Source organism: Halobacillus sp. Cin3 (genome assembly GCF_947311855.1).
Taxonomy (GTDB): Bacteria; Bacillota; Bacilli; order Bacillales; family Halobacillaceae; genus Halobacillus; species Halobacillus kuroshimensis.
The window spans coordinates 1,407,806-1,427,897 of the sequence record NZ_CAMZMV010000001.1 but is presented as its reverse complement, the minus strand read 5'-3'; the positions used below and the strand labels follow the sequence as shown (position 1 = coordinate 1,427,897).

Annotated in this window: 22 protein-coding genes and 1 other annotated feature; of the genes, 19 read left to right on the top strand and 3 right to left on the bottom strand. The window is 47.5% G+C overall.

The genetic code is table 11. The features are described from left to right. Positions 1-123: 123 nt before the first annotated feature. The 11 genes from QMA39_RS07625 to QMA39_RS07575 all read left to right on the top strand — a co-directional run bounded on the left by QMA39_RS07625 (position 124) and on the right by QMA39_RS07575 (position 9,184). The gene (locus QMA39_RS07625; protein ID WP_206935525.1) at positions 124-498 is read left to right on the top strand and encodes a cytosolic protein; all 375 of its coding nucleotides are present in this window, start codon (positions 124-126) and stop codon (positions 496-498) included. 39 nt (positions 499-537) lie between these two features. Beyond that, positions 538-1,002 (top strand): transcriptional regulator NrdR, encoded by a 465-nt coding sequence (gene nrdR, locus QMA39_RS07620; RefSeq protein ID WP_027955176.1) that lies wholly within the window; start codon positions 538-540, stop codon positions 1,000-1,002. A gap of 58 nt (positions 1,003-1,060) precedes the next feature. Further along, positions 1,061-2,413, top strand: coding sequence for a DnaD domain protein (locus tag QMA39_RS07615; protein ID WP_027955177.1), 1,353 nt, complete (start codon positions 1,061-1,063; stop codon positions 2,411-2,413). 17 nt (positions 2,414-2,430) lie between these two features. Next, positions 2,431-3,363, top strand: coding sequence for a primosomal protein DnaI (gene dnaI / locus QMA39_RS07610; protein ID WP_206935523.1), 933 nt, complete (start codon positions 2,431-2,433; stop codon positions 3,361-3,363). 155 nt (positions 3,364-3,518) lie between these two features. After that, positions 3,519-4,328 (top strand): sporulation protein YtxC, encoded by an 810-nt coding sequence (gene ytxC, locus QMA39_RS07605; RefSeq protein ID WP_281658317.1) that lies wholly within the window; start codon positions 3,519-3,521, stop codon positions 4,326-4,328. A gap of 334 nt (positions 4,329-4,662) precedes the next feature. After that, positions 4,663-6,609, top strand: coding sequence for a threonine--tRNA ligase (gene thrS, locus QMA39_RS07600; protein WP_281658316.1), 1,947 nt, complete (start codon positions 4,663-4,665; stop codon positions 6,607-6,609). A gap of 278 nt (positions 6,610-6,887) precedes the next feature. Further along, positions 6,888-7,012, top strand: a sequence feature (ribosomal protein L20 leader region). 81 nt (positions 7,013-7,093) lie between these two features. Then, entirely contained in the window at positions 7,094-7,597 is a 504-nt protein-coding gene (infC, locus tag QMA39_RS07595) for a translation initiation factor IF-3 (RefSeq protein ID WP_027955181.1), read from the top strand. A gap of 33 nt (positions 7,598-7,630) precedes the next feature. Continuing rightward, entirely contained in the window at positions 7,631-7,828 is a 198-nt protein-coding gene (gene rpmI / locus QMA39_RS07590; protein ID WP_027955182.1) for a 50S ribosomal protein L35, read from the top strand. Positions 7,829-7,858: 30 nt separating this feature from the next. Then, positions 7,859-8,215 carry a 50S ribosomal protein L20 gene (rplT, locus tag QMA39_RS07585; RefSeq protein ID WP_027955183.1) on the top strand — a complete coding sequence of 119 codons (357 nt, stop codon included), beginning with the start codon at positions 7,859-7,861 and terminating at the stop codon, positions 8,213-8,215. A gap of 85 nt (positions 8,216-8,300) precedes the next feature. Next, positions 8,301-8,573, top strand: coding sequence for a DUF1294 domain-containing protein (locus tag QMA39_RS07580; RefSeq protein ID WP_035532084.1), 273 nt, complete (start codon positions 8,301-8,303; stop codon positions 8,571-8,573). A 38-nt stretch (positions 8,574-8,611) separates the two neighbouring features. Next, positions 8,612-9,184: a VTT domain-containing protein gene (locus tag QMA39_RS07575; protein ID WP_051254684.1), complete on the top strand. Its 573-nt coding sequence runs from the start codon at positions 8,612-8,614 to the stop codon at positions 9,182-9,184. A 37-nt stretch (positions 9,185-9,221) separates the two neighbouring features. On the opposite strand, the gene QMA39_RS07570 is transcribed toward QMA39_RS07575, so the two are convergent. Further along, on the bottom strand, positions 9,222-9,632 hold the full coding sequence (locus QMA39_RS07570; RefSeq protein WP_027955186.1) for a hypothetical protein: 411 nt from the start codon (positions 9,630-9,632) through the stop codon (positions 9,222-9,224). A gap of 111 nt (positions 9,633-9,743) precedes the next feature. Between QMA39_RS07570 and QMA39_RS07565 the strand changes: the two genes are divergently transcribed. Continuing rightward, positions 9,744-10,229, top strand: coding sequence for a dUTP diphosphatase (locus tag QMA39_RS07565; protein ID WP_027955187.1), 486 nt, complete (start codon positions 9,744-9,746; stop codon positions 10,227-10,229). 82 nt (positions 10,230-10,311) lie between these two features. Further along, positions 10,312-11,397, top strand: coding sequence for a M42 family metallopeptidase (locus QMA39_RS07560; protein WP_027955188.1), 1,086 nt, complete (start codon positions 10,312-10,314; stop codon positions 11,395-11,397). A gap of 40 nt (positions 11,398-11,437) precedes the next feature. Here QMA39_RS07560 and sspI read toward each other — a convergent pair whose 3' ends face one another. Next, entirely contained in the window at positions 11,438-11,653 is a 216-nt protein-coding gene (gene sspI, locus QMA39_RS07555; protein WP_027955189.1) for a small acid-soluble spore protein SspI, read from the bottom strand. A gap of 111 nt (positions 11,654-11,764) precedes the next feature. Here sspI and QMA39_RS07550 point away from each other — a divergent pair, with 111 nt between their 5' ends. From QMA39_RS07550 to pheT, 3 genes are all read left to right on the top strand, one after another. Then, positions 11,765-12,499, top strand: a complete 735-nt coding sequence (locus QMA39_RS07550; protein ID WP_206935517.1) for an RNA methyltransferase — start codon at positions 11,765-11,767, stop codon at positions 12,497-12,499. Between the two features lie 319 nt (positions 12,500-12,818). Continuing rightward, on the top strand, positions 12,819-13,853 hold the full coding sequence (gene pheS / locus QMA39_RS07545; protein ID WP_281658315.1) for a phenylalanine--tRNA ligase subunit alpha: 1,035 nt from the start codon (positions 12,819-12,821) through the stop codon (positions 13,851-13,853). 15 nt (positions 13,854-13,868) lie between these two features. Continuing rightward, a complete protein-coding gene (gene pheT, locus QMA39_RS07540) occupies positions 13,869-16,295 on the top strand; it encodes a phenylalanine--tRNA ligase subunit beta (protein ID WP_281658314.1) in 2,427 nt (808 codons plus the stop codon). A gap of 42 nt (positions 16,296-16,337) precedes the next feature. Here pheT and rnhC read toward each other — a convergent pair whose 3' ends face one another. Beyond that, positions 16,338-17,270, bottom strand: a complete 933-nt coding sequence (rnhC, locus tag QMA39_RS07535; RefSeq protein ID WP_281658313.1) for a ribonuclease HIII — start codon at positions 17,268-17,270, stop codon at positions 16,338-16,340. A gap of 151 nt (positions 17,271-17,421) precedes the next feature. On the opposite strand from rnhC, the gene zapA reads away from it, so the two are divergent. The 3 genes from zapA to polX all read left to right on the top strand — a co-directional run bounded on the left by zapA (position 17,422) and on the right by polX (position 20,071). Next, complete coding sequence (gene zapA, locus QMA39_RS07530) at positions 17,422-17,715, top strand: cell division protein ZapA (protein ID WP_035531990.1); 294 nt, start codon at positions 17,422-17,424, stop codon at positions 17,713-17,715. After that, on the top strand, positions 17,708-18,250 hold the full coding sequence (locus QMA39_RS07525; protein ID WP_281658312.1) for a CvpA family protein: 543 nt from the start codon (positions 17,708-17,710) through the stop codon (positions 18,248-18,250). The genes zapA and QMA39_RS07525 overlap by 8 nt, the downstream gene beginning before the upstream one ends. Positions 18,251-18,352: 102 nt before the next feature. Further along, complete coding sequence (polX, locus tag QMA39_RS07520; protein ID WP_281658311.1) at positions 18,353-20,071, top strand: DNA polymerase/3'-5' exonuclease PolX; 1,719 nt, start codon at positions 18,353-18,355, stop codon at positions 20,069-20,071. Positions 20,072-20,092: the final 21 nt, after the last annotated feature.

The following is a 20,092-nucleotide window of genomic DNA, read 5'->3' as shown; positions in this document are numbered from 1 at the left end:
TTTTTCTGCTTTCCTATTGGATAAAGCTGTCTGCTCCCTCCTTCTGTAAAACCGTTTCTAATTTTTTAAAGTCATGTTAAAATAAATTAAGATTATGTCGAATGGACTGAAGGAGTCAGATTAGTGAAAGCATTTATTTCCAGGTATCTCAGCACTCATTCCGAAACCAGTGAACAGCATAAGGACACGGCCCTTATCACACACTATTACAAAGCCAAGCATGATGAGGTTTTCCGCGCCGTGGAAGAAATGTTCCCTTCACCTTCTGAAATCAAAGCCGTCTCCAGGGAGCGCGGAGAACTGACGATCACTTATAAAGGAAAACGGCGGGCCTTTGTTGTCGCAACAATTATTATGGTCCGTCCGTTCCGCACGGCCGTGGACTTTTCGGTCACCACTGATTCAGGAGGCCCTGTGGATTTCGGCTACAGCCGTAACCTGATCGTGCAGTTCTATGAACAGCTGGACCGGCAGTTTACAGCTGTGGATCCCGGATGATTGGATGATGAAACGAAGACGATGTGGAGTTGATCAAAGGTGAAGTGTCCAAACTGTCACTACAAAAGCACGAAGGTGCTTGATTCAAGACCAATAGAGGAAGGTCAGACAATCAGAAGACGGAGAGAGTGTGAACAGTGCGGCTTTCGTTTTACAACGTTTGAGCGGATTGAAGAGGTCCCTCTGATTGTCGTGAAAAAAGAGGGAACGCGGGAGGAATTCAGCAGGGAAAAGCTGATGCGGGGATTGATCAGAGCCTGTGAAAAGCGTCCGGTTGAAGTGGAAAAGCTTGAAGCCGTTACGCTCGATATTGAAAAGGAACTGAGGAACCGCGGCGTTTCAGAAGTGCTGAGTGAGGATATCGGCGAAATGGTCATGGGCCGTCTCTCCGAAGTTGATGAAGTGGCCTACGTCCGGTTTGCGTCCGTTTACCGCCAGTTTAAGGATATAAACGTATTTATTGACGAATTGAAGGAATTAATTAAAGATGATCATGACGAATGAGCCTGAGCCGGCTCATTTTCTTTTTCATAGATTTGGATGAACGAAGGAGGTGTAGACGATGAATCAATCCATTGGCAGACTGCTGCCTGTAGACGGTTTTAAAATCAGGAACGGCGGAGAAATGCCTCGAAATTTTCATCGTTCGTTATCCCATCTATACCAGCCGATTGTAGGACGTCTGGCTGTATCTCTCTACCATTTACTGCTTTCTGAAGCGGATCTTGCGGATCAGGATACGGTTCAGACCCACCATTCATTGATGGCTTACCTTTCCGCTCCTCTGGATAAAATTTATCAAGCCAGAGGGAGGCTGGAGGCTCTTGGGCTGCTGAGAACGTATCGTTCGAACGAAGAGAGCGACCAGACTGTCTATATTTATGCGGTTCACCCCCCTTTTACGCCGGAGGAATTTTTCCAGGATGACATGCTCGCGCTTCTCTTGACCCATGAATTGGGTCAGGACAAGTATGAACAGGTAAAAAGCCGGTTTGTTAAGCCTGAGCCTTCGGTGGAAGGATACGAAGAAATCACGGCTTCTTTTGACGAAGTGTTTCATCATAAAATGATGGAGTCTGTGCAGAGGGAAACCGAAGTGATTGCTGAGCAGAAGCGTTTTCAGGAATACCGCGGCCCCCGAACCTCGGAAAGCCGCGTCGATTTCACCTGGCTCCGCCAAGCGCTTCAAAAGAGAATGTATCCAAGTGAACGGATCTTGACGGGACGGAATAAGAAACTGATCATACAGCTGGCGACGTTGTATGATTTGTCCAACGTTGAATTGGAAAAAGCGGTGACATGGGCCATAGATGAAAATCACTGCTTAGTCGAGGAAGAGTTTAAGGCTGCATGTCACGACTTTATGAAAGAAGAAAAAAATGTACAGCCCGCCTCTGTCGATGATCGTGAGAAGTGGGCGTCCATGGAAAAAGAAACGACAGGATCCAAGGAAGACCAGTTTATTGAAATGCTCGAGCAGATATCCCCGAGGGAGCTGCTTGAGGATTTATCCAACGGCAACCGTGCATCGGAACAGGATTTGAAGCTGATCCGGGATGTCATGACCGAACAAGGCATCACAGCCGGGGTTATGAACGTGCTTGTCCATTATGTGATGTTGAAAACGGATATGAAACTGTCGAAATCCTACATGGAGAAAATTGCCAGCCACTGGGCGCGTAAAAACGTGACCACCGTGCGCCAGGCCATGAATCTGGCCAAGGCAGAGCATCAGAAATACCAGCAGTGGGGCCGTCAGAAAACACAGAAACGGACCTCCCAAAAAGACGAAGTCATTCCTGTCTGGTTTAATAAACAGGAAGAGAAGCAGCATGCCGCAGCGTCTGCTGAGCCTCAGGTCGATAAAGAAGATATCGCAGCCAGAATCGCGAGGCTGACCAATAGAGGAAACTAGAGTAAGGGGTGAATGGAATGGAGCCCATTCAGCAATCGTTGAAAAAATGGATGAAAGAGAACAAGCAGTTTCAGCAGCGCTACAATCATATGAAAGCGGAAGTCCTGGACTCTGCTGAAGTCCAGCGTCTGATGCAGGAAAATGAAGGCCTGGATGAAAAAGCGGTGGAGAAACACTTGATCAAGCTTTATGAATACAGGACCCAATCGAAAAACTGCGAAAAATGTCCGTCGAGGGAGGCGTGTATCAACATCCTGCCCGGATACGTTCCATCGCTGGAAGTGGAAGGGACCGACGTCAAGCTGATTTATGATAAATGCAGACGCCAGCGTTCACAGGAGCAGCAGTCGTATCAGAAGTCATTGGTAAGCAGCCTTCATATGCCTAGAGAAATTCTGGAAGCATCGCTGGAACGAATGGATCTGGAAGACCCCGACCGCGGAGGGGCAGTAGCGAAAACCGTCCAGTACATTGAAACTCTCAGGGATGAGCTTCCTGCAAAAGGATTGTATTTCCATGGACCGTTCGGTGTGGGGAAAACGTATTTCCTCGGGGCGGTCGCCAATGCTCTCAGTGACAAGCAGATCCCATCGATGATTATTTATATGCCTGAATTTGTAAGGGAAATGAAATCATCCATCAAAGATGATTCCCTCAATGACAAAATCACCGCCTTTAAAGAAACGCCGGTGTTAATGCTGGACGATATCGGAGCAGAGTCCCAGTCGGCCTGGTTCAGGGATGAGATATTAGGCAGTATCCTGCACTATCGGATGATGGAGCGTCTGCCTGTCTTTTTCACCTCCAACTATACGCTGAATGAGCTTGAAAAAGTGTTGATGACAAGCAGCCGCGGCGATGTGGAACAGGTGAAAGCCAAGCGGATTACCGAACGGATCAAACAGCTGAGTGAAACGGTTTATGTCGGCGGTCAGAACAGGCGTTCATAAATCTTTGTGAACAAGAAGGTCAGTGACATGATTTACCTATCCCTTTCATAAATATAACAATGAAAAGACGAGCCGGTCTTGATGATATTTTCTATGCTTCCAGGAAGCATTGATGATAGACATAGGATGGAAAGTCGGGATGAGGGGGAATTCTGGTGTTTGACTTATCTTTTTCCAAGCGTCTGGAAGCCGAAACGTTTTATAATGCCATCGTTTCCGAGCAGAAGCTGTGGGTTTATGAGGAGAGCGGAAAACGTTTTTCTGTCAAATTGATGCATGCTTCCTCAAGGGAGTCTGCCTATGTGGATGTCGTGCGTGCGCTGCACCATGTTGTCAGGAAAAGGAAAATCCCTGCCTGGATGGAAGGGGTCCTCCGGTTCTCCTATCACTTCGAGGATGCCGATGAAATTCAGCGCATTCTTGAGATTGAGCAGGACTTTGACTCCCATCCTCCAGCAGGTCTGCGGCTTCCGCCCATTCACCACTACATCAAGTCTTTTATACAGGAGTACGTGCATGTAAGGGATACCGTCCTGTTTGATGACTTGAGTGCCGGCTGTCTGGCGCATGTCCACAGATGCCTTACGGATTATACAGGCAAGGTCATTGATGAGTATAAGCAGGAGGAATCGTATCAGCTGCTGGTCGATTCATGGCGTCACCGTGTTCATCATCAGGATACGGGAGTGCAGCTTCTTCATATTCTCGATGACCATGGACTGACTTACTTCCACGATGAAGGCAATCCGCTGAGTGATTCGGAGACGCGTCTCTACCAAAAGCAGTACCCGGATGAAGCCGTGTCTGATCTTCCTCTTGAATGGCCGGTCACGCCGGCGCTCGTCCATGCCCCTGAGGAAATCATCATTTACTCCGATCAGGCGGAGAATTCCAACTTGGAACTGCTGATGAATATCTTTGAGGAAAAGGCTGTCTGGAAGCCCAAATCGCAATTTCCTTTTTAAAGCCCTTGATTTCCTTTTCGCAAATGGATATAATACGTACATATTAAATCAATGGCTTTGATAAGGATACGAACGGAAAGTGGCGTATGATCAGAGAGAGGAGTCATCGGCTGGAAGCTCCTTCTTAACGGCTTATCGTTTACCACCTTTGAGCCCTGTCTGTGAAATGATTCAGAGTAATGGACAGCGACTGATCCGCGTTAAGGATATTGAAGCCGCAGCCTTGCGAGGATGCGGGAACCTGGGTGGAACCACGAGAGACAACGCTCGTCCCTTAGCACTATGCTGAGGGATGGGCGTTTTTTTATATTTATTTAGAAAAGGAGTGTTACACATGGCGGATGCGATTCAAATCAAGTTCCCAGACGGAAACATCAAGGAGTTTGAGAGAGGGACCACAGGGGAAGACGTCGCTAAATCGATTTCTTCAGGCTTGAAAAAGCAGGCCCTGGCCATAAAGCTGGACGGCGAACCTTACGACCTGAGACGTCCGATTGAACAGGATGGGGAAATTGAGATTCTTACCTATAAAAATCCGGAAGGCTTGGAAGTGGTGCGCCACTCTACAGCCCACCTGATGGCACAGGCCGTTAAGCGCCTTTATGGAAACGTCAAACTTGGCGTTGGTCCGGTCATTGAAAATGGATTTTATTATGATATCGATATGGAGGAATCCCTGACACCGGAAGATCTTCCGAAAATCGAAAAAGAAATGCAGAAGATTGTAGATGAAAACCACGAAATTGAACGCATAGAGCTTTCAAGGGAGGAAGCGATCGAAAAGTATAAGGAAATCGGCGATGAGCTGAAGCTTGAACTGATCGAAGCCATCCCTGAAGGCGAACAGGTGACGATTTATAAGCAGGGGGAATTCTTTGATCTCTGCCGCGGCGTCCACGTTCCACAGACAAGTAAAATCAAAGTCTTCAAGCTGTTGAGCATTTCCGGTGCCTACTGGAGAGGGGACAGCGACAATCAAATGCTTCAACGTATCTACGGAACGGCCTTTGAGAAAAAAGCCCATCTGGATGAATACCTTCAGATGCTTGAAGAAGCGAAGGAACGCGATCACCGTAAACTCGGTAAGGAACTGGAGATCTTTACGATCAACCAGAAGGTCGGTCAGGGACTTCCGATGTGGCTGCCAAAAGGTTCGACCATCCGTCGTACAATTGAGCGCTACATTGTAGATACAGAAGAGCGCCTGGGATACGATCACGTGTATACACCTGTTTTGGGAAGTGTTGACCTGTACAAAACAAGCGGACACTGGGATCACTATCAGGATGATATGTTCCCGACAATGGAAATGGACAACGAAGACCTTGTTCTTCGACCGATGAACTGCCCGCACCATATGATGGTCTATAAAAACCAGATGCACAGCTACCGGAACCTGCCTGTCCGTATTGCTGAACTGGGTACGATGCACCGCTATGAAATGTCCGGAGCTCTTGCCGGCCTGCAGCGTGTGCGTGCCATGACATTGAATGATGCGCATATTTTTGCCCGCCCGGATCAGCTGAAAGATGAATTCAAGCGTGTTGTTCGTCTCGTTCAGGAAGTGTACCGCGATTTCGGTATCAACGATTACTATTTCCGTCTGTCCTACCGTGACCCAGAGGATAAGGAAAAGTACATCGACAATGATGCCATGTGGGATAAAGCGCAGGGGATGCTGAAAGAAACGATGGAAGACATGAAACTGGAGTATGTGGAAGCCGAAGGAGAAGCTGCTTTCTACGGTCCGAAACTGGATGTTCAAGTGAAAACGGCGCTTGGTAAGGACGAAACGCTTTCGACTGTCCAGCTGGACTTCCACCTTCCAGAACGCTTTGATCTGACATACGTTGGGGAGGATGGAGCCGATCACCGTCCGGTCGTTATTCACCGTGGGGTCGTGTCGACAATGGAACGTTTTGTTGCCTTCCTTATTGAAGAATACAAAGGTGTCTTCCCGACATGGCTTGCCCCTGTCCAGGCGAAAATTATTCCAGTATCTGCAGACGTCCATCTGGACTATGCGAAAAAACTGGAAGATGAACTTCGTGAAGCTGGTGTGCGTGTCGAAGTGGATGAGCGGAATGAAAAAATCGGTTATAAGATCCGTGAAGCACAGATGCAGAAAATCCCGTTCCAGCTTGTCGTTGGAGATAAGGAAATCGAAGACCATGCTGTAAACGTCCGTCGCTACGGAGAACAGGATTCTGCTACAAAGTCCGTAGACACGTTCAAGTCTGAAATCAAAAATGAAATTGATCAGAAGCTTCTGAGAAAGTAAGCAGAAGAAGCGGAGACGATTTTGTAAACCCATACCAGGTTGGAGGAGTTTTCATCCTGGTATGGGTTTTTATCATTTTATCTCGTTTTGTTTTCACGCCGAGTACCTCCGGGCAGACGCCGGATCTTCTTCCTCCAGGTATTGGTTTGCAGGAAAAGGATTGATTTTTATCTGGATTTCGATTATCCTTGATTAGGTAGTCAGACAAACAACATTTGATTGTTGACATGCATCATCAGGCATGCTATTATTGTTTAGGTAACTGAATGAACGGATCTAGAGACAAGTAGGAGCACCCGCTTCTCACCTGATCGACGCTGATAAAGCAGTTGGCAGGTCACTAATTCCTTAAATGTTAGGATACGTGTGGGTGCAGAATGTGTACCGACACTTTTTTTATTTTCAGCAGGAATCTTGTCGATGACAGATCTCATATAAGTTTTCTAAAACTAGTTGGAGGTGGCTCGATATTAGCAAGGATAACATGAACGTTAATGAAAAAATCCGTGCCCGTGAAGTCCGTCTGATCGACGTAAATGGTGAGCAGCTTGGAGTTAAATCCCGTAACGAAGCGCTTGATATTGCAGCAAATGCAAATCTTGATCTTGTTATGGTGGCCCCAAATGCGAAGCCTCCGGTTTGCCGAGTGATGGACTACGGAAAATATCGTTTCGAGCAGCAGAAGAAAGACAAAGAAGCTCGTAAGAAACAAACCGTCATCAAAGTGAAGGAAGTGCGTCTCAGCCCAGGGATTGAAGACCACGACTTTAACACAAAACTTCGTAACGCACGCAAGTTCTTGTCTAAAGGTGACAAAGTGAAAGCATCTGTCCGTTTCCGCGGACGTGCCATCACACACAAAGAACTAGGGCAGAAAGTACTCGAACGCCTGGCTGAAGAGTGCAAAGATGTCGCCCAAGTTGAGACCAAGCCTAAAATGGAAGGTCGCAGCATGTTCTTAATGCTTGCTCCTCTGAGCGAGAAGTAAGACAAAGTATCAAGTTTAAAGGAGGAAATTCACATGCCAAAAATGAAGACCCACAAAGGTTCTCAAAAACGCTTCAAAAAAACTGGGACAGGTAAAGTGAAACGTTCCCACGCTTTCACAAGCCACTTGTTCGCGAACAAATCAACTAAGCAAAAGCGTAAGCTTCGTAAAGAGGCACTGGTTTCTGCAGGAGACTACCGCCGTATCAAGCATATGCTTCCGAAAGACTAATAAAGACTGATTTAATTAGGAGGGATTACCATGCCACGAGTAAAAGGTGGAACAGTGACACGTCAACGTCGTAACCGTGTCCTTAAACTAGCAAAAGGTTATTATGGTTCAAAACACGCACTATTTAAAACTGCTAAACAGCAGGTAATGAAATCAGGACAGTACGCTTACCGCGACCGTCGTCAGAAAAAGCGCGACTTCCGTCAGCTTTGGATCGCTCGTATCAACGCTGCAGCGCGTTTGAACGACATTTCCTACAGCCGTCTTATGCACGGTCTTAAACTTGCGGGTATCGAAGTGAACCGTAAGATGCTAGCTGACCTTGCTGTCAATGACGCCCAAGGTTTCGCAAGTCTTGCAGAGCAAGCAAAATCTGCTCTTAAGTAATTTTATGAGAAGAGCCATTTCCGTCCGGTTGGAAATGGCTCTTTTTTTATACCCTGTTTGAATACATAAGGGGAGCGTGAAGGTGATGATGTATGCAGGATTGTTTTATCTCGGAGTGAATATCTGGCTGTTTATCCTGATGGGAGTGGACAAGAAGAGGGCAAGAGAGCAGAAATGGAGAATACCCGAAAAGCAGTTATGGCTGGCGGCTTTGCTGGGAGGCGCATTCGGAGGAGTGCTCGGGATGAAGGTGTTTCGTCATAAGACGAAGCATAAGTCGTTTACCGTCGGTTTTCCATTACTCATAGCCGCGCATGGCGTATTGATCTGGTATTTGTACGTGCGGTTCTACACCTGAGTATCTTGTCATAAGATGTAGGCAGGGAGGGGATTGACGTGGGCGGGACAACGACAGCAGTGCTGGCATGGTTGGAACATCAGGAAGCCTGGGCGCCGCTCTTGTTTATCGGAATTCATCTGCTTCGGCCTTTTTTGTTTCTACCGGTCATGCTTGTCTGCATAACCGGAGGAGTATTGTTCGGACCGATTGCGGGAACCGCGTACTCGGTCATTGGGACGATGATATCCAGCCTGTTGTTTTACCGGACGATCCGGATGGTGCCTTGGGTGATGAAAAGGATGGCGGGAATCAAGGAGCGATGGATGAAAAAACAGGCATCTCTGTCCGTCAAGCAGGTAGCAGTGCTGCGTCTTGTTCCTTTTATTCACTTTCACCTGTTGTCTTATTGTCTTATTGAAAGCAGCGCAGATTTTAAGGATTATGCGAAATCATCTTTATTTGCTAATTTTCCACTCGCCTTTATTTACACATCTGTCGGTCAGTGGGTCACGCTTTTTTCGCTGCCGATGATGGTCGCTTTTTCAGGCGCGCTTGTTGGTGTGAGTTTCATGATCCGGAAGAAAAGTGAAGTGTTTTTATGGAACGATTTCTTCCAGACGAATCCATAAAAGAACAACCCTCTGCAGCAAAGGGCAGAGGGTTGTTTTAATGGAAATCGTCATGATTTTTCAGTGGATGGATAATCAGGCGGTTGATCGGGTACTTCCATTCGATAGAAGCATGTGGATAACGGAGAAGGATTTCTTTTTCCATAAAGTATATATCTTCCCGTTCCAGCCCCTGAAGCTTGTTCGGGTCGTGGGCACTTACATTGATGGTAACGACCTCAAAGGCATCTTCGGTTGTCCCTAAATATTTTTCCCCTTCAAACACATGACCTTTCAAAGTCATCAGGAAATTCTCTTTCGTATCTTCCTGGTTATCATGAAAGTAAAATTCTTTTTTATCCCGGGCGAGATCCAGCTTTCTCCTTGGATTGACGATGAATTTATAAGCGGTGTACATAATAAAGGCTATCGCCAGAAGCAGCAGTAGTCTGAACAAAAGGATGATCATGAGCATCGGACTCCTTCCTTGAAGGTACGTGCCTGCTATACGTATCAGCATGTCTTTTTGTTTCAGAAAATGATACATTATTATCGATGATTTTTTTAGGAGGGACAACCAATGTTTTGGGAATCGTTATATCAGATGCAGGAAAGACTGGATCATTATATTGAACAACAGCACAATTTGGAGAAAAGCGCTTATGTCGAATCCAAAATCCTGGCCTTATTTGTAGAGCTTGGCGAGCTGGCGAATGAAACACGCTGCTTTAAATTTTGGAGTACAAAAGGGCCGAGCGCTCCATCGGTCATTCAGGAAGAGTATGTAGATGGGGTTCATTTCCTGTTGTCCCTTGGTTTGGATCTTGGCTTCCGCTATACCAGCCAGGAAGAAGAGAGCCGCTCCATGACAGAGACGGAAGCATTTTTGGACGTATACAGCAGCGTAGAGACGTTCCGTCATGAACAGACGAAGGGAAACTACGAAGAACTGTTTCGCGCCTACGTTTCCTTAGGGCGGACCATCGGAATTACGGCAGAGGATTTGAAAGAAGCGTATATAAATAAAAATGAAGTGAATTTTAAAAGACAGGACCAGGGCTATTAATTACAAAATGGCAGAATTTTTGTGAAATCGCTTCAAAAGGTTTATAATAACATTGGACAGAAAAAGGAGGATTTGAATACATATGGCTAAAAAAGATGAAACACTGCAGATGTTGAAAGATCTGACGGATGCGAAAGGTGTACCGGGGAACGAAAGGGAAGCCCGTGACGTCATGAAGCAGTACATCACTCCCTATGCGGATGAAGTCTTCACAGATAATCTTGGAAGTCTGATTGCGAAGAAAGTAGGAAATAAAAAGGGCCCGAGCGTTATGGTAGCCGGTCACCTCGATGAGGTTGGATTCATGGTTACCCGCATTGATGATCATGGCTATATTTACTTCCAGACCGTCGGAGGATGGTGGAGTCAGGTTATGCTCGCCCAGCGTGTTACGATTATGACACGTAATGGCGACCTTACCGGTGTGATCGGTTCAAAACCACCGCACATCCTGCCTGCGGAGCAGCGCAAGAAAGCTGTGGAAATCAAGGATATGTTCATCGATATCGGCGCTTCCAGCCGTGAAGAGGCGATGGAATTCGGTGTGAAGCCGGGAGATTCTGTCGTTCCATACTTTGAATTTACACAGATGAAAAATGAAAAAATGCTGCTGGCTAAAGCATGGGATAACCGCATCGGCTGTGCCATTGCGATTGAAGTGCTGAAGCAGTTGAAGGGTGAAAAGCACCCGAATACGGTTTACGGTGTCGGAACGGTTCAGGAAGAGGTCGGTCTCCGCGGTGCCCGCACATCCGCCAACCTGATCAACCCTGATATTGCTTTCGGTGTCGATGTCGGTATTGCCGGGGATACTCCGGGTGTATCGGATAAAGACGCTTCCAGTAAAATGGGAGACGGCCCGCAGATCATCCTGTACGATGCCTCTATGATTTCCCATAAAGGACTTCGTGACTTTGTTACGGATACAGCGGATGCGAACGACATTCCTTATCAGTTTGATTCCCTCGCCGGCGGCGGCACGGACTCAGGTGCCATCCACTTAAGCCATGACGGGGTTCCAGCTCTTTCTATTACGATTGCTACGCGTTATATTCACTCTCATGCGGCTATGCTTCACCGTGATGATTTTGAAAATGCGGTACGATTAATTGTAGAAGTTATTAAAGGCCTGGATGCTGATACAGTCAAAGAAATTACCTTCCAGTAATACTAAAAAGCCAGCCGTAAAGGGCTGGCTTTTTTCGTGCTTATTTCTGTTGTTTTAAGCCTTGTTCTAATGTATCAAGAATTTCCTGGCGTTCCTGTTCATCGGATTCTTTCCACAGCATTTCAAAGAATACGCCAAGCCCGGGAAGCATTTTTTCCTCACCCTTCTGCAGGGCATCATCAATAGTGGCTTCAAGCTGTTCGGCATTATGATTGCTGACATTGGACAGAATCGCTGCGCGCAGATTTAAATTCATCGTCGCGTCCTCCTTTGTAATAGGATTCGAAAATTATTCATGATTAGTTTGACCAACCGTGGTGTGGCTATGTATGATGAATGAGAAATAAACAGGAAAAGAGGGACGATAATGCTCACTTCCTTACAAAATGCAAAAGTGAAGGATTGGAAGAAACTACATAAACGAAAGTATAGAAATCAAACAGGTACGTTTCTTGTAGAAGGGTTTCATCTGTTTGAAGAGGTGATGAAAAGCGGCTGGACCGTTAAAGAATTGATCATCCGCGAAGAAACGGACATCGAACTTCCGGATGATATTCCTTATACGATTGTCAGCCGGGATGTTTTTGCGGCCGTTGCTGAAACCGAAACGCCTCAAGGGATTGCTGCTGTTGTCGCTAAAGAAGATTATACCTTTACGCCGGGAAGCCTTACTTTGATGCTTGATGCTGTACAGGATCCGGGGAATATCGGGACACTGATCCGTACAGCAGATGCTGCCGGTTTCGACCAGGTCATTGTCGGCACGGGTTCTGTGGATATTTTTAATGATAAAGTGATCCGTGCTTCTCAAGGATCTCTGTTTCATTTACCGGTCTTTACAGGAGACCTCGGCGCTTACGTGAACGAATTGAAGGATCAGGGTGTGGAAATCTGGGCCTCTGCGCTGGAGAACTCCGTCTCTTTTAAAGAGCTGGCGGTTCCTGAGAAAGCTGCTTTAGTGATTGGAAATGAAGGCAGCGGAATTTCAGAAGAACTCGTTGAGGCAGCAGACCAGCAGGTGTATATTCCGATATATGGTCAGGCAGAATCATTGAATGCTGCTGTTGCCGGTGCTGTTCTAATGTATCATTTGAAAAGCTGAGGTTGCATCCAGCAGCAACTTTGACTATAATTAATGCAGTTCTAACAATTACATGGATCAATAGCTGAGATAGAGCAAAGTAAATGAATGGGAATCGTTTCAGGGAGGAAGCACCATAGACTGGGAGTGCTGCCATCGTGACATTCGTTGAAATTTCACTCTGGAGCTGGCCGTTTCGGCCCGGATGAACGTCCGTTATTTCATACAAGTGGGCACCACAGGTGTCAACAAGGGTGGTACCGCGAAACAAACCATACAAGTCTCGTCCCTTTTTACAGGGAGGGGGCTTTTTTTATTTTCATTAAAGGAGGAATTACTGATGAAGGAACGTTTAGAGCAGCTGAAACAGGAAGCGCTGCAGAAGGTGGAGAACGCTGATTCCATTCAAGGGTTGAAAGACATTCGTGTTGAGTACCTTGGGAAGAAAGGACCAATCACGGAAGTACTCCGCGGCATGGGGAAATTATCGAAGGAAGAGCGCCCGGTCATCGGACAGCTCGCTAATGAAGTGCGTGAGAGCATTGCAGATGCGATCGAAGTGAAACAGACAGGTCTTGAGGACGAGGCGCTTGAGAAACAGCTGGAAGAGGAAAGCATTGATGTCACCCTTCCTGCCCGTCCGGTTCACGTAGGCGGCCCGCACCTGCTGACGAGCATTGTAGAAGAAATTGAGGATTTATTCATCGGTATGGGATTTGAAATCAAGGAAGGACCAGAGGTGGAAACCGATTATTACAACTTCGAGGCGCTGAATCTGCCGAAAGGCCACCCGGCCCGTGATATGCAGGATTCCTTCTACGTTACAGAAGAGTTGTTGATGCGTACCCATACTTCGCCTGTACAAGCAAGAACGATGGGAGCAAGAAACGGTGCTGAACCTGTGAAAATGATCTGTCCTGGTAAAGTGTACCGCCGTGATACCGATGATGCCACGCACTCCCACCAGTTCACCCAGATTGAAGGTCTGCTTGTAGATAAGCATGTCCGCATGAGTGATCTGAAAGGCGTACTGAATGCATTTGCGAAGCAGATGTTCGGAGCGGAACGTGAAATCCGCCTTCGTCCAAGTTTCTTCCCGTTCACAGAACCGTCGGTTGAAATGGATATTTCCTGTAAAGTGTGCGGAGGTAAAGGCTGCTCTGTCTGTAAGGGAACGGGCTGGATTGAAATTCTCGGCGGGGGCATGGTCCACCCGAACGTATTGGAAATGGCCGGCTATGATTCCAGTGAATACTCCGGCTTTGCTTTCGGAATGGGACCTGAACGGATCGCCATGCTGAAATACGGAGTAGACGATATCCGTCACTTCTATACTAACGATATCCGGTTCTTGGAACAGTATCATAAAGCTTAAGGGAGGAATGGAAAAATGCTTGTATCTTTAAACTGGTTGAACGAATACATTGATGTCAGCGCCTACTCTCCGGAGGAACTGGCTGAAATCATTACAAAAACGGGGATTGAAGTAGAAAGCGTGGAGCCTGTAGCAGAGGGCGTCACGGGGGTCGTCGTCGGACATGTGACATCCTGTATGCAGCACCCGAATGCGGATAAATTGAACCTCTGTCAGGTCGACGTTGGCGAAGAAACGCTTCAGATCGTATGTGGGGCGCCGAACGTGGCCGAAGGACAGAAAGTCGCAGTCGCTGTACCGGGAGCCGTCCTTCCGGGAAACTTCAAAATTAAGAAAACGAAGCTCCGCGGGGAAGCCTCCAATGGGATGATCTGTTCGCTTCAAGAGCTTGGGGTGGATGAAAAGGATGTACCCAAGGAATATGCGGAAGGGATTTTCGTGTTCCCGGAGGATACAGAAATCGGTGCCGACGCTGTCTCTGAGCTGAACCTTGATGATTTGATCATTGAGCTTGGTCTGACTCCGAACCGTTCGGATGCGATGAGTATGGCGGGAGTTGCTTATGAAGTAGCTGCTGCGATTGACGGCACCTATACGCTGGCTGAAGAAAAAGTTGAAACCATTGATGAGAAAGCATCTGATCTGCTTACGGTTGAAGTAGACGACCCAGAGGCCAATCCTTATTACGGCGCTTTCGTCATCAAGGATGTTCAGATCGGCCCATCACCGTTATGGATGCGCAACCGTCTGACAGCGGCTGGAATCCGTCCGATCAATAATGTTGTGGATATTACCAACTACGTGTTAATGGAGTGCGGCCAGCCCCTTCATGCATTTGACTATGACCGCTTCGGTTCTCAAACCATCCGCACACGCCGAGCGGAAGATGGCGAGAAAATCGTCACATTGGATGACCAGGAGCGCACATTGAACAGCCGTCACCTGGTCATAACGAATGGGGAACAACCGCATGCGATCGCCGGTGTGATGGGCGGAGCGGAATCAGAAGTCCAGGAAGATACGACAACGATCATCCTGGAAGCGGCGTATTTTGCCCCTTCTGTCGTTCGTGAAGCTTCCAAGGACCACGGGCTGCGCAGTGAATCAAGCTCACGTTTTGAAAAAGGGGTGGACCCTAACCGTGTAGAACGCGCCGGAAAGCGTGCCTGTGAGCTTCTTCAGAAGTATGCCGGAGGCCGTGTGCTGGAAGGGAATGCTTCCTTCGATAAGCTGGACCGTTCCGAAAAGCAGGTGACCGTCCGTACGAGTGTAATCAATGACCGGCTCGGTACAGAGATTTCCAACGAGGAAATGGCTGATATTTTCCGTCGACTGCAGTTTGTATACAACCAGGACGGTGAGCAGTTCGATGTAACGATTCCGACCCGCCGCGGCGATATCACCATTTTTGAAGATATCCTTGAGGAAGTTGCGCGTATTTACGGCTATGATAATCTGCCATTCACCCTTCCGGAAGGAGAATCACAGGCAGGTGGACTCACTGTGAATCAACAGTTGAAACGCCGCGTGAAAGCATACTTCGAAGGTGCAGGTCTTCACGAAACCATTACGTATTCCCTGACACATCAAGATAAAGCCGTTATGCTCGTCAGTCCGGAAGTAGAGGAGGCAGCCGAGAGCCCTGTAGGTCTGGCAATGCCGATGAGTGAGGATCACGCCTACCTTCGGTTGAGCATCCTGCCTGAATTGCTCGAATCCTTATCTTATAACGTTGCCCGTCGTCAAGAGAACCTGGCCTATTATGAAGTAGGTACAGTATTCATTAGTGACGAGCAGGAGGTGACGAACCAGCCATCCGAAATGCTGCGTGCCTCAGGAGCCCTTACCGGTGACTGGACGTCCCATCTGTGGCAGCAGGAGAAAAAAGCGGTTGACTTCTTTGTCGTCAAAGGCATTGTCGAAGGTCTTGGAGATCAGCTCGGCCTTTCCTTCACTTATGAAAAGGCGAAACTGCCATCCATGCACCCGGGCCGTACAGCTGTCATCCGTCACGAAGGCCGTGTCATAGGCTTTGCCGGTCAGGTGCATCCGAAGCTGCAGAAGGAATTCGGCTTGAAAGAAACATACGTGTTCGATCTTAACCTTGAAGCCTTGTTCCAGTCGTATGAAAAAGAAGAGACGTTCCGTGTCATTCCGAGACATCCTTCTGTTTCAAGGGATATTGCGCTGGTCGTGGATGAGGATGTATCAGCAGGTGCGATTGAAGCGACGATTTCTGAAGCAGGTGCGCCGCTTGTAAAAGATGTTCAAGTGTTCGACGTTTATCAGGGAGAGCATCTGGAAGCTGGCAAGAAGTCCCTGGCCTTCCGTCTGCTTTATCTTGATCCTGTTCGTACATTGAAAGACCAGGAAGTAGAAGAAGCCCATGAACAAATCTTAGCTGCTGTCAAAGACAAGCACGAAGCAGAACTTCGCGGGTAATGCAAAACCCCCGCCGGGATGTCCCGGCGGGGGTTTTCTCTGTCACTTTACAAATTTTTTCGCTTTTTCGGTGTTGGCAAAGTGGACTTTCGCCAGTTCATCGAGCTTGTCTTCTCCATAGGCTTCAATGACGGCGGCAGCGGCCTTATCCACTTTCCCTGAAGCGCCCTTTGGAATCGGCAGCCCCGTATCGAATTCAAGCGTGTCCATCGCTTTGACGAAAGCTGACCGGGCAATGATCGATCCAGCTGCTACTGCAATGGAATAGCTTTCAGCTTTTGTCATGAAGTAGACATTTTCCTGAAGCTGCTGTTTTTCAGACCGCAAATGCTTCTGATAGACATCCGGCTGGGAAAACTGGTCAACCAGGATCCCTTCAGGCTTTTCCGGAGCGATTTTTTCCAGCAGCCGGTTGATGGCCTGGTGGTGAAGGATCGTTTTCATTTTACCCTGGCTCCATCCTTTTTTCTGCAGCTGGTTGTATTTTTTATTAGGCAGACGCAGCAGGCTGTAAGGAATCTTCAAGGCAGCCAGGTCCTTGGCCAGGTCGGTAATCTGTGCATCTGACAGATTTTTAGAGTCCTTAACACCGATGGCCTTCAACTGTGGAATCTGCTCCGCCGTTACATATGCGGCAGCGACAGTGATGGGGCCGAAATAGTCTCCGGTCCCGGCTTCATCCGATCCGATATGAGAGCTGGTAAATAAGCTTTCGGACGGATGATAGCGGTGGTGGGAGGAACTCTTCTTCTTCTGACCGGATGCAGAAGATCCAGTGCCCCATTTGTCGGCTTCTTCTTCAGGATTCTTCCCTTGGAAGAGGACTTTCCCTGAGCGGTAGGCGGTAATGGTGCAGGCCGTTGTTTTTGCAGCAAATAATGCACTGGAAGGGACGTTCGGCTTGCTCTGGGATGCGTAATAGGTTTTCATTTTCTCTAAGGTTGAGGTGGGAAGTGTTAAGACAACTTGAGGCATAATTCGTTCCTTTCTTTCGTACCAAAATAATAACCACAGTATAGCAGAACGGCGTAAAAATGAGAACATTTGCGAAAAACATCCATATTGGTTTCCCTAAGGAGAATAGTCATGTTAATATTAAGTTTAGGATTGAGAGAAACTAGGGGGTATGAATGTGTCGCAGTCAGACCAAGAGAAAAAAAGAATCACCGTGGAGATCAATAAACGATCTTACACGATAGTTGGTCATGAAGAGCCTCATCATATCCGTATGGTATCGAGTCTGGTGGATCAAAAAATGCGTGAAATCCATGAAGCGAACCCTAGTCTGGATACTTCCATGCTCGCTGTATTGACCGCTGTGAATACAATGAATGAATACATTAAATTAAAAGACGAATGTGCGGAACTTATGAACTATATTGAAAAGCTAGAGAAAGAGGACGACAGAGAAAATGATTGATTTACTGCTATTGTTTCTTTTGTTTATCGGAATACTTACCGGGTTGAAGAGAGGTTTTATCCTTCAGCTCTTTCATTTAATCGGTTTTATCGTTGCCTTTGTGGTAGCTGTCATCTATTATGACGATCTCTCCCCGAAGCTTACCCTGTGGGTTCCCTACCCCGAACTGCCGGCAGACGCCTCGTGGGCTGTATTTTTGGATAACCTCCCGCTTGAACAGGCTTTTTATAATGCAGTGGCCTTTGCCATCCTGTTTTTCGGAGCGAAGATTGTGCTTCATATTATAGCCTCCATGCTGGATTTCGTATCGGAGCTGCCGATTTTGAATTCATTGAATACCCTGCTGGGTGGCATACTAGGCTTCGTCGAGAACTATGTCATTCTATTTGTCGTGTTGTACATAGCCGCACTGGTACCTGTAGCCGGGGTGCAGAGTGCGTTGGACGGATCCCTGTTAGCCCAGCTGATCATTGAACATACGCCGATGCTTTCCAATGAATTGGAAAATCTGTGGATTGAACACGTAGCGGGCTGAGCAGGTACGATTTAGGAATGAAGGTTGAGCCGCTGTGATAGTAATCATGGCGGTTTTTTCATGAGCATCTGCATCACTCATAAAAAAAGGAGACGATGAACAATGGCTCTCGATAAGAAACAGGTCATTAAAATACTGGAACAAATCGCTGTTTATTTGGAATTGAAAGGCGAAAACCCATTTAAAATATCCGCCTACCGGAAAGCGGCCCAGGCGTTGGAGCGGGATGACCGCTCCCTGAGTGAGATCGATGATTTTACAAAGATGAATGGAATCGGGAAAGGAACGGCGGCGGTCATCGACGAATATATCGCCAACGAAGAATCTGATACGCTGAAGCAGCTGCAGGCAGAAGTTCCTGAAGGGCTCGTTCCTCTCTTGGACCTGCCGGGACTTGGCGGCAAAAAGCTGGCCAAGCTTTACCAAAAGCTTGAGGTGACGGACGCAGAAACGCTGAAAGAAGCACTGGAGTCCGGCAGGGTGGAGGAACTGGAAGGTTTCGGTAAAAAGTCTGCCGAAAAAATGCTGAAAGCTCTTGAAGACGCCCATTCCCGCCCAGAGCGTCTGCCGATTGCAATCATGCTGCCGCTGGCAGAGAAGGTGGAAGCTTACTTGGAGCAGGCGGGGACGTTTAAGCGCTTTTCCCGCGCAGGCAGTCTGCGGAGAATGAGAGAAACAATCAAGGATCTTGATTTTATTATTGCGTCGGAGAACCCGGCAGCAACAAGAGATGAGCTTCTGGCTTATCCAGACGTGAAAGAAGTCGTCGCTTCCGGGGAAACAAAGGTTTCCATCGTTGTCCATGAAGGCTATGATATCGGCATTGACTTTCGTATCGTGGCGCCTCATGAATTTGCGACCACCCTTCATCATTTTACCGGATCCAAAGACCATAACGTGGCCATGAGACAGCTGGCGAAAGAGCAGGATGAAAAAATCAGCGAGTACGGAATTGAAGACATCCATACGGGTGAAGTGAAAACTTTTGAATCCGAGGAAGACTTCTTTAAGCATTTTGATCTCCACTTCATCCCTCCGGAGGTCCGTGAGAATTATGGAGAGGTGGAAAAATTTAAGAAAAAGATCCAATTAGTCGATCTTCCTGATATACGCTCCGATCTTCATATGCACTCGACGTGGAGTGACGGCGCCCAGTCCATTAAGGAAATGGCGGAAAGAGCGAAGGAAAAAGGGTATGACTACATCGTCATTACCGACCACTCCAAGTATTTGCGAGTGGCAAACGGTTTGAATGAAAAACGATTGCGCGAGCAGCGGAAAGAAATTGAAGAAATCAATGAAACGATGGAAGATTTTCATATATTTGCAGGCATAGAGATGGACATCCTCCCAGACGGAAGCCTCGACTTTGAGGATGACTTTCTTAAAGAGATGGACTTCGTAATCGCGTCGATCCACTCAAGCTTCCAACAATCCGAGGAGCAGATCATGGAACGATTGATGAATGCCCTGGAGAATCCGCATGTGCATATGATTGCCCACCCTACGGGACGTTTAATTGGACGTCGTGAAGGCTACGCGGTAAATCTGGAACAGTTGATTGAAGGAGCAGCACGCACAGGTACCATTCTTGAGCTGAACGCCAACCCCAACCGTCTCGATTTGAACTGGGAGTGGCTCATGAAGGCTCAGGAAGCCGGTGTGAATATCGCCATCAACACGGATGCTCACAGCTACGCCATGCTGGAGCACATGAGAATTGGTGTCGGCACCGCCCGTAAAGGCTGGTTAAGAAAAGAAACGGTTGTGAACACATGGACGAAAGAGCAGTTCATGGACCAATGTAAGATTCGTAAGTAGGAATAAAAGGAGTCGGTCAGG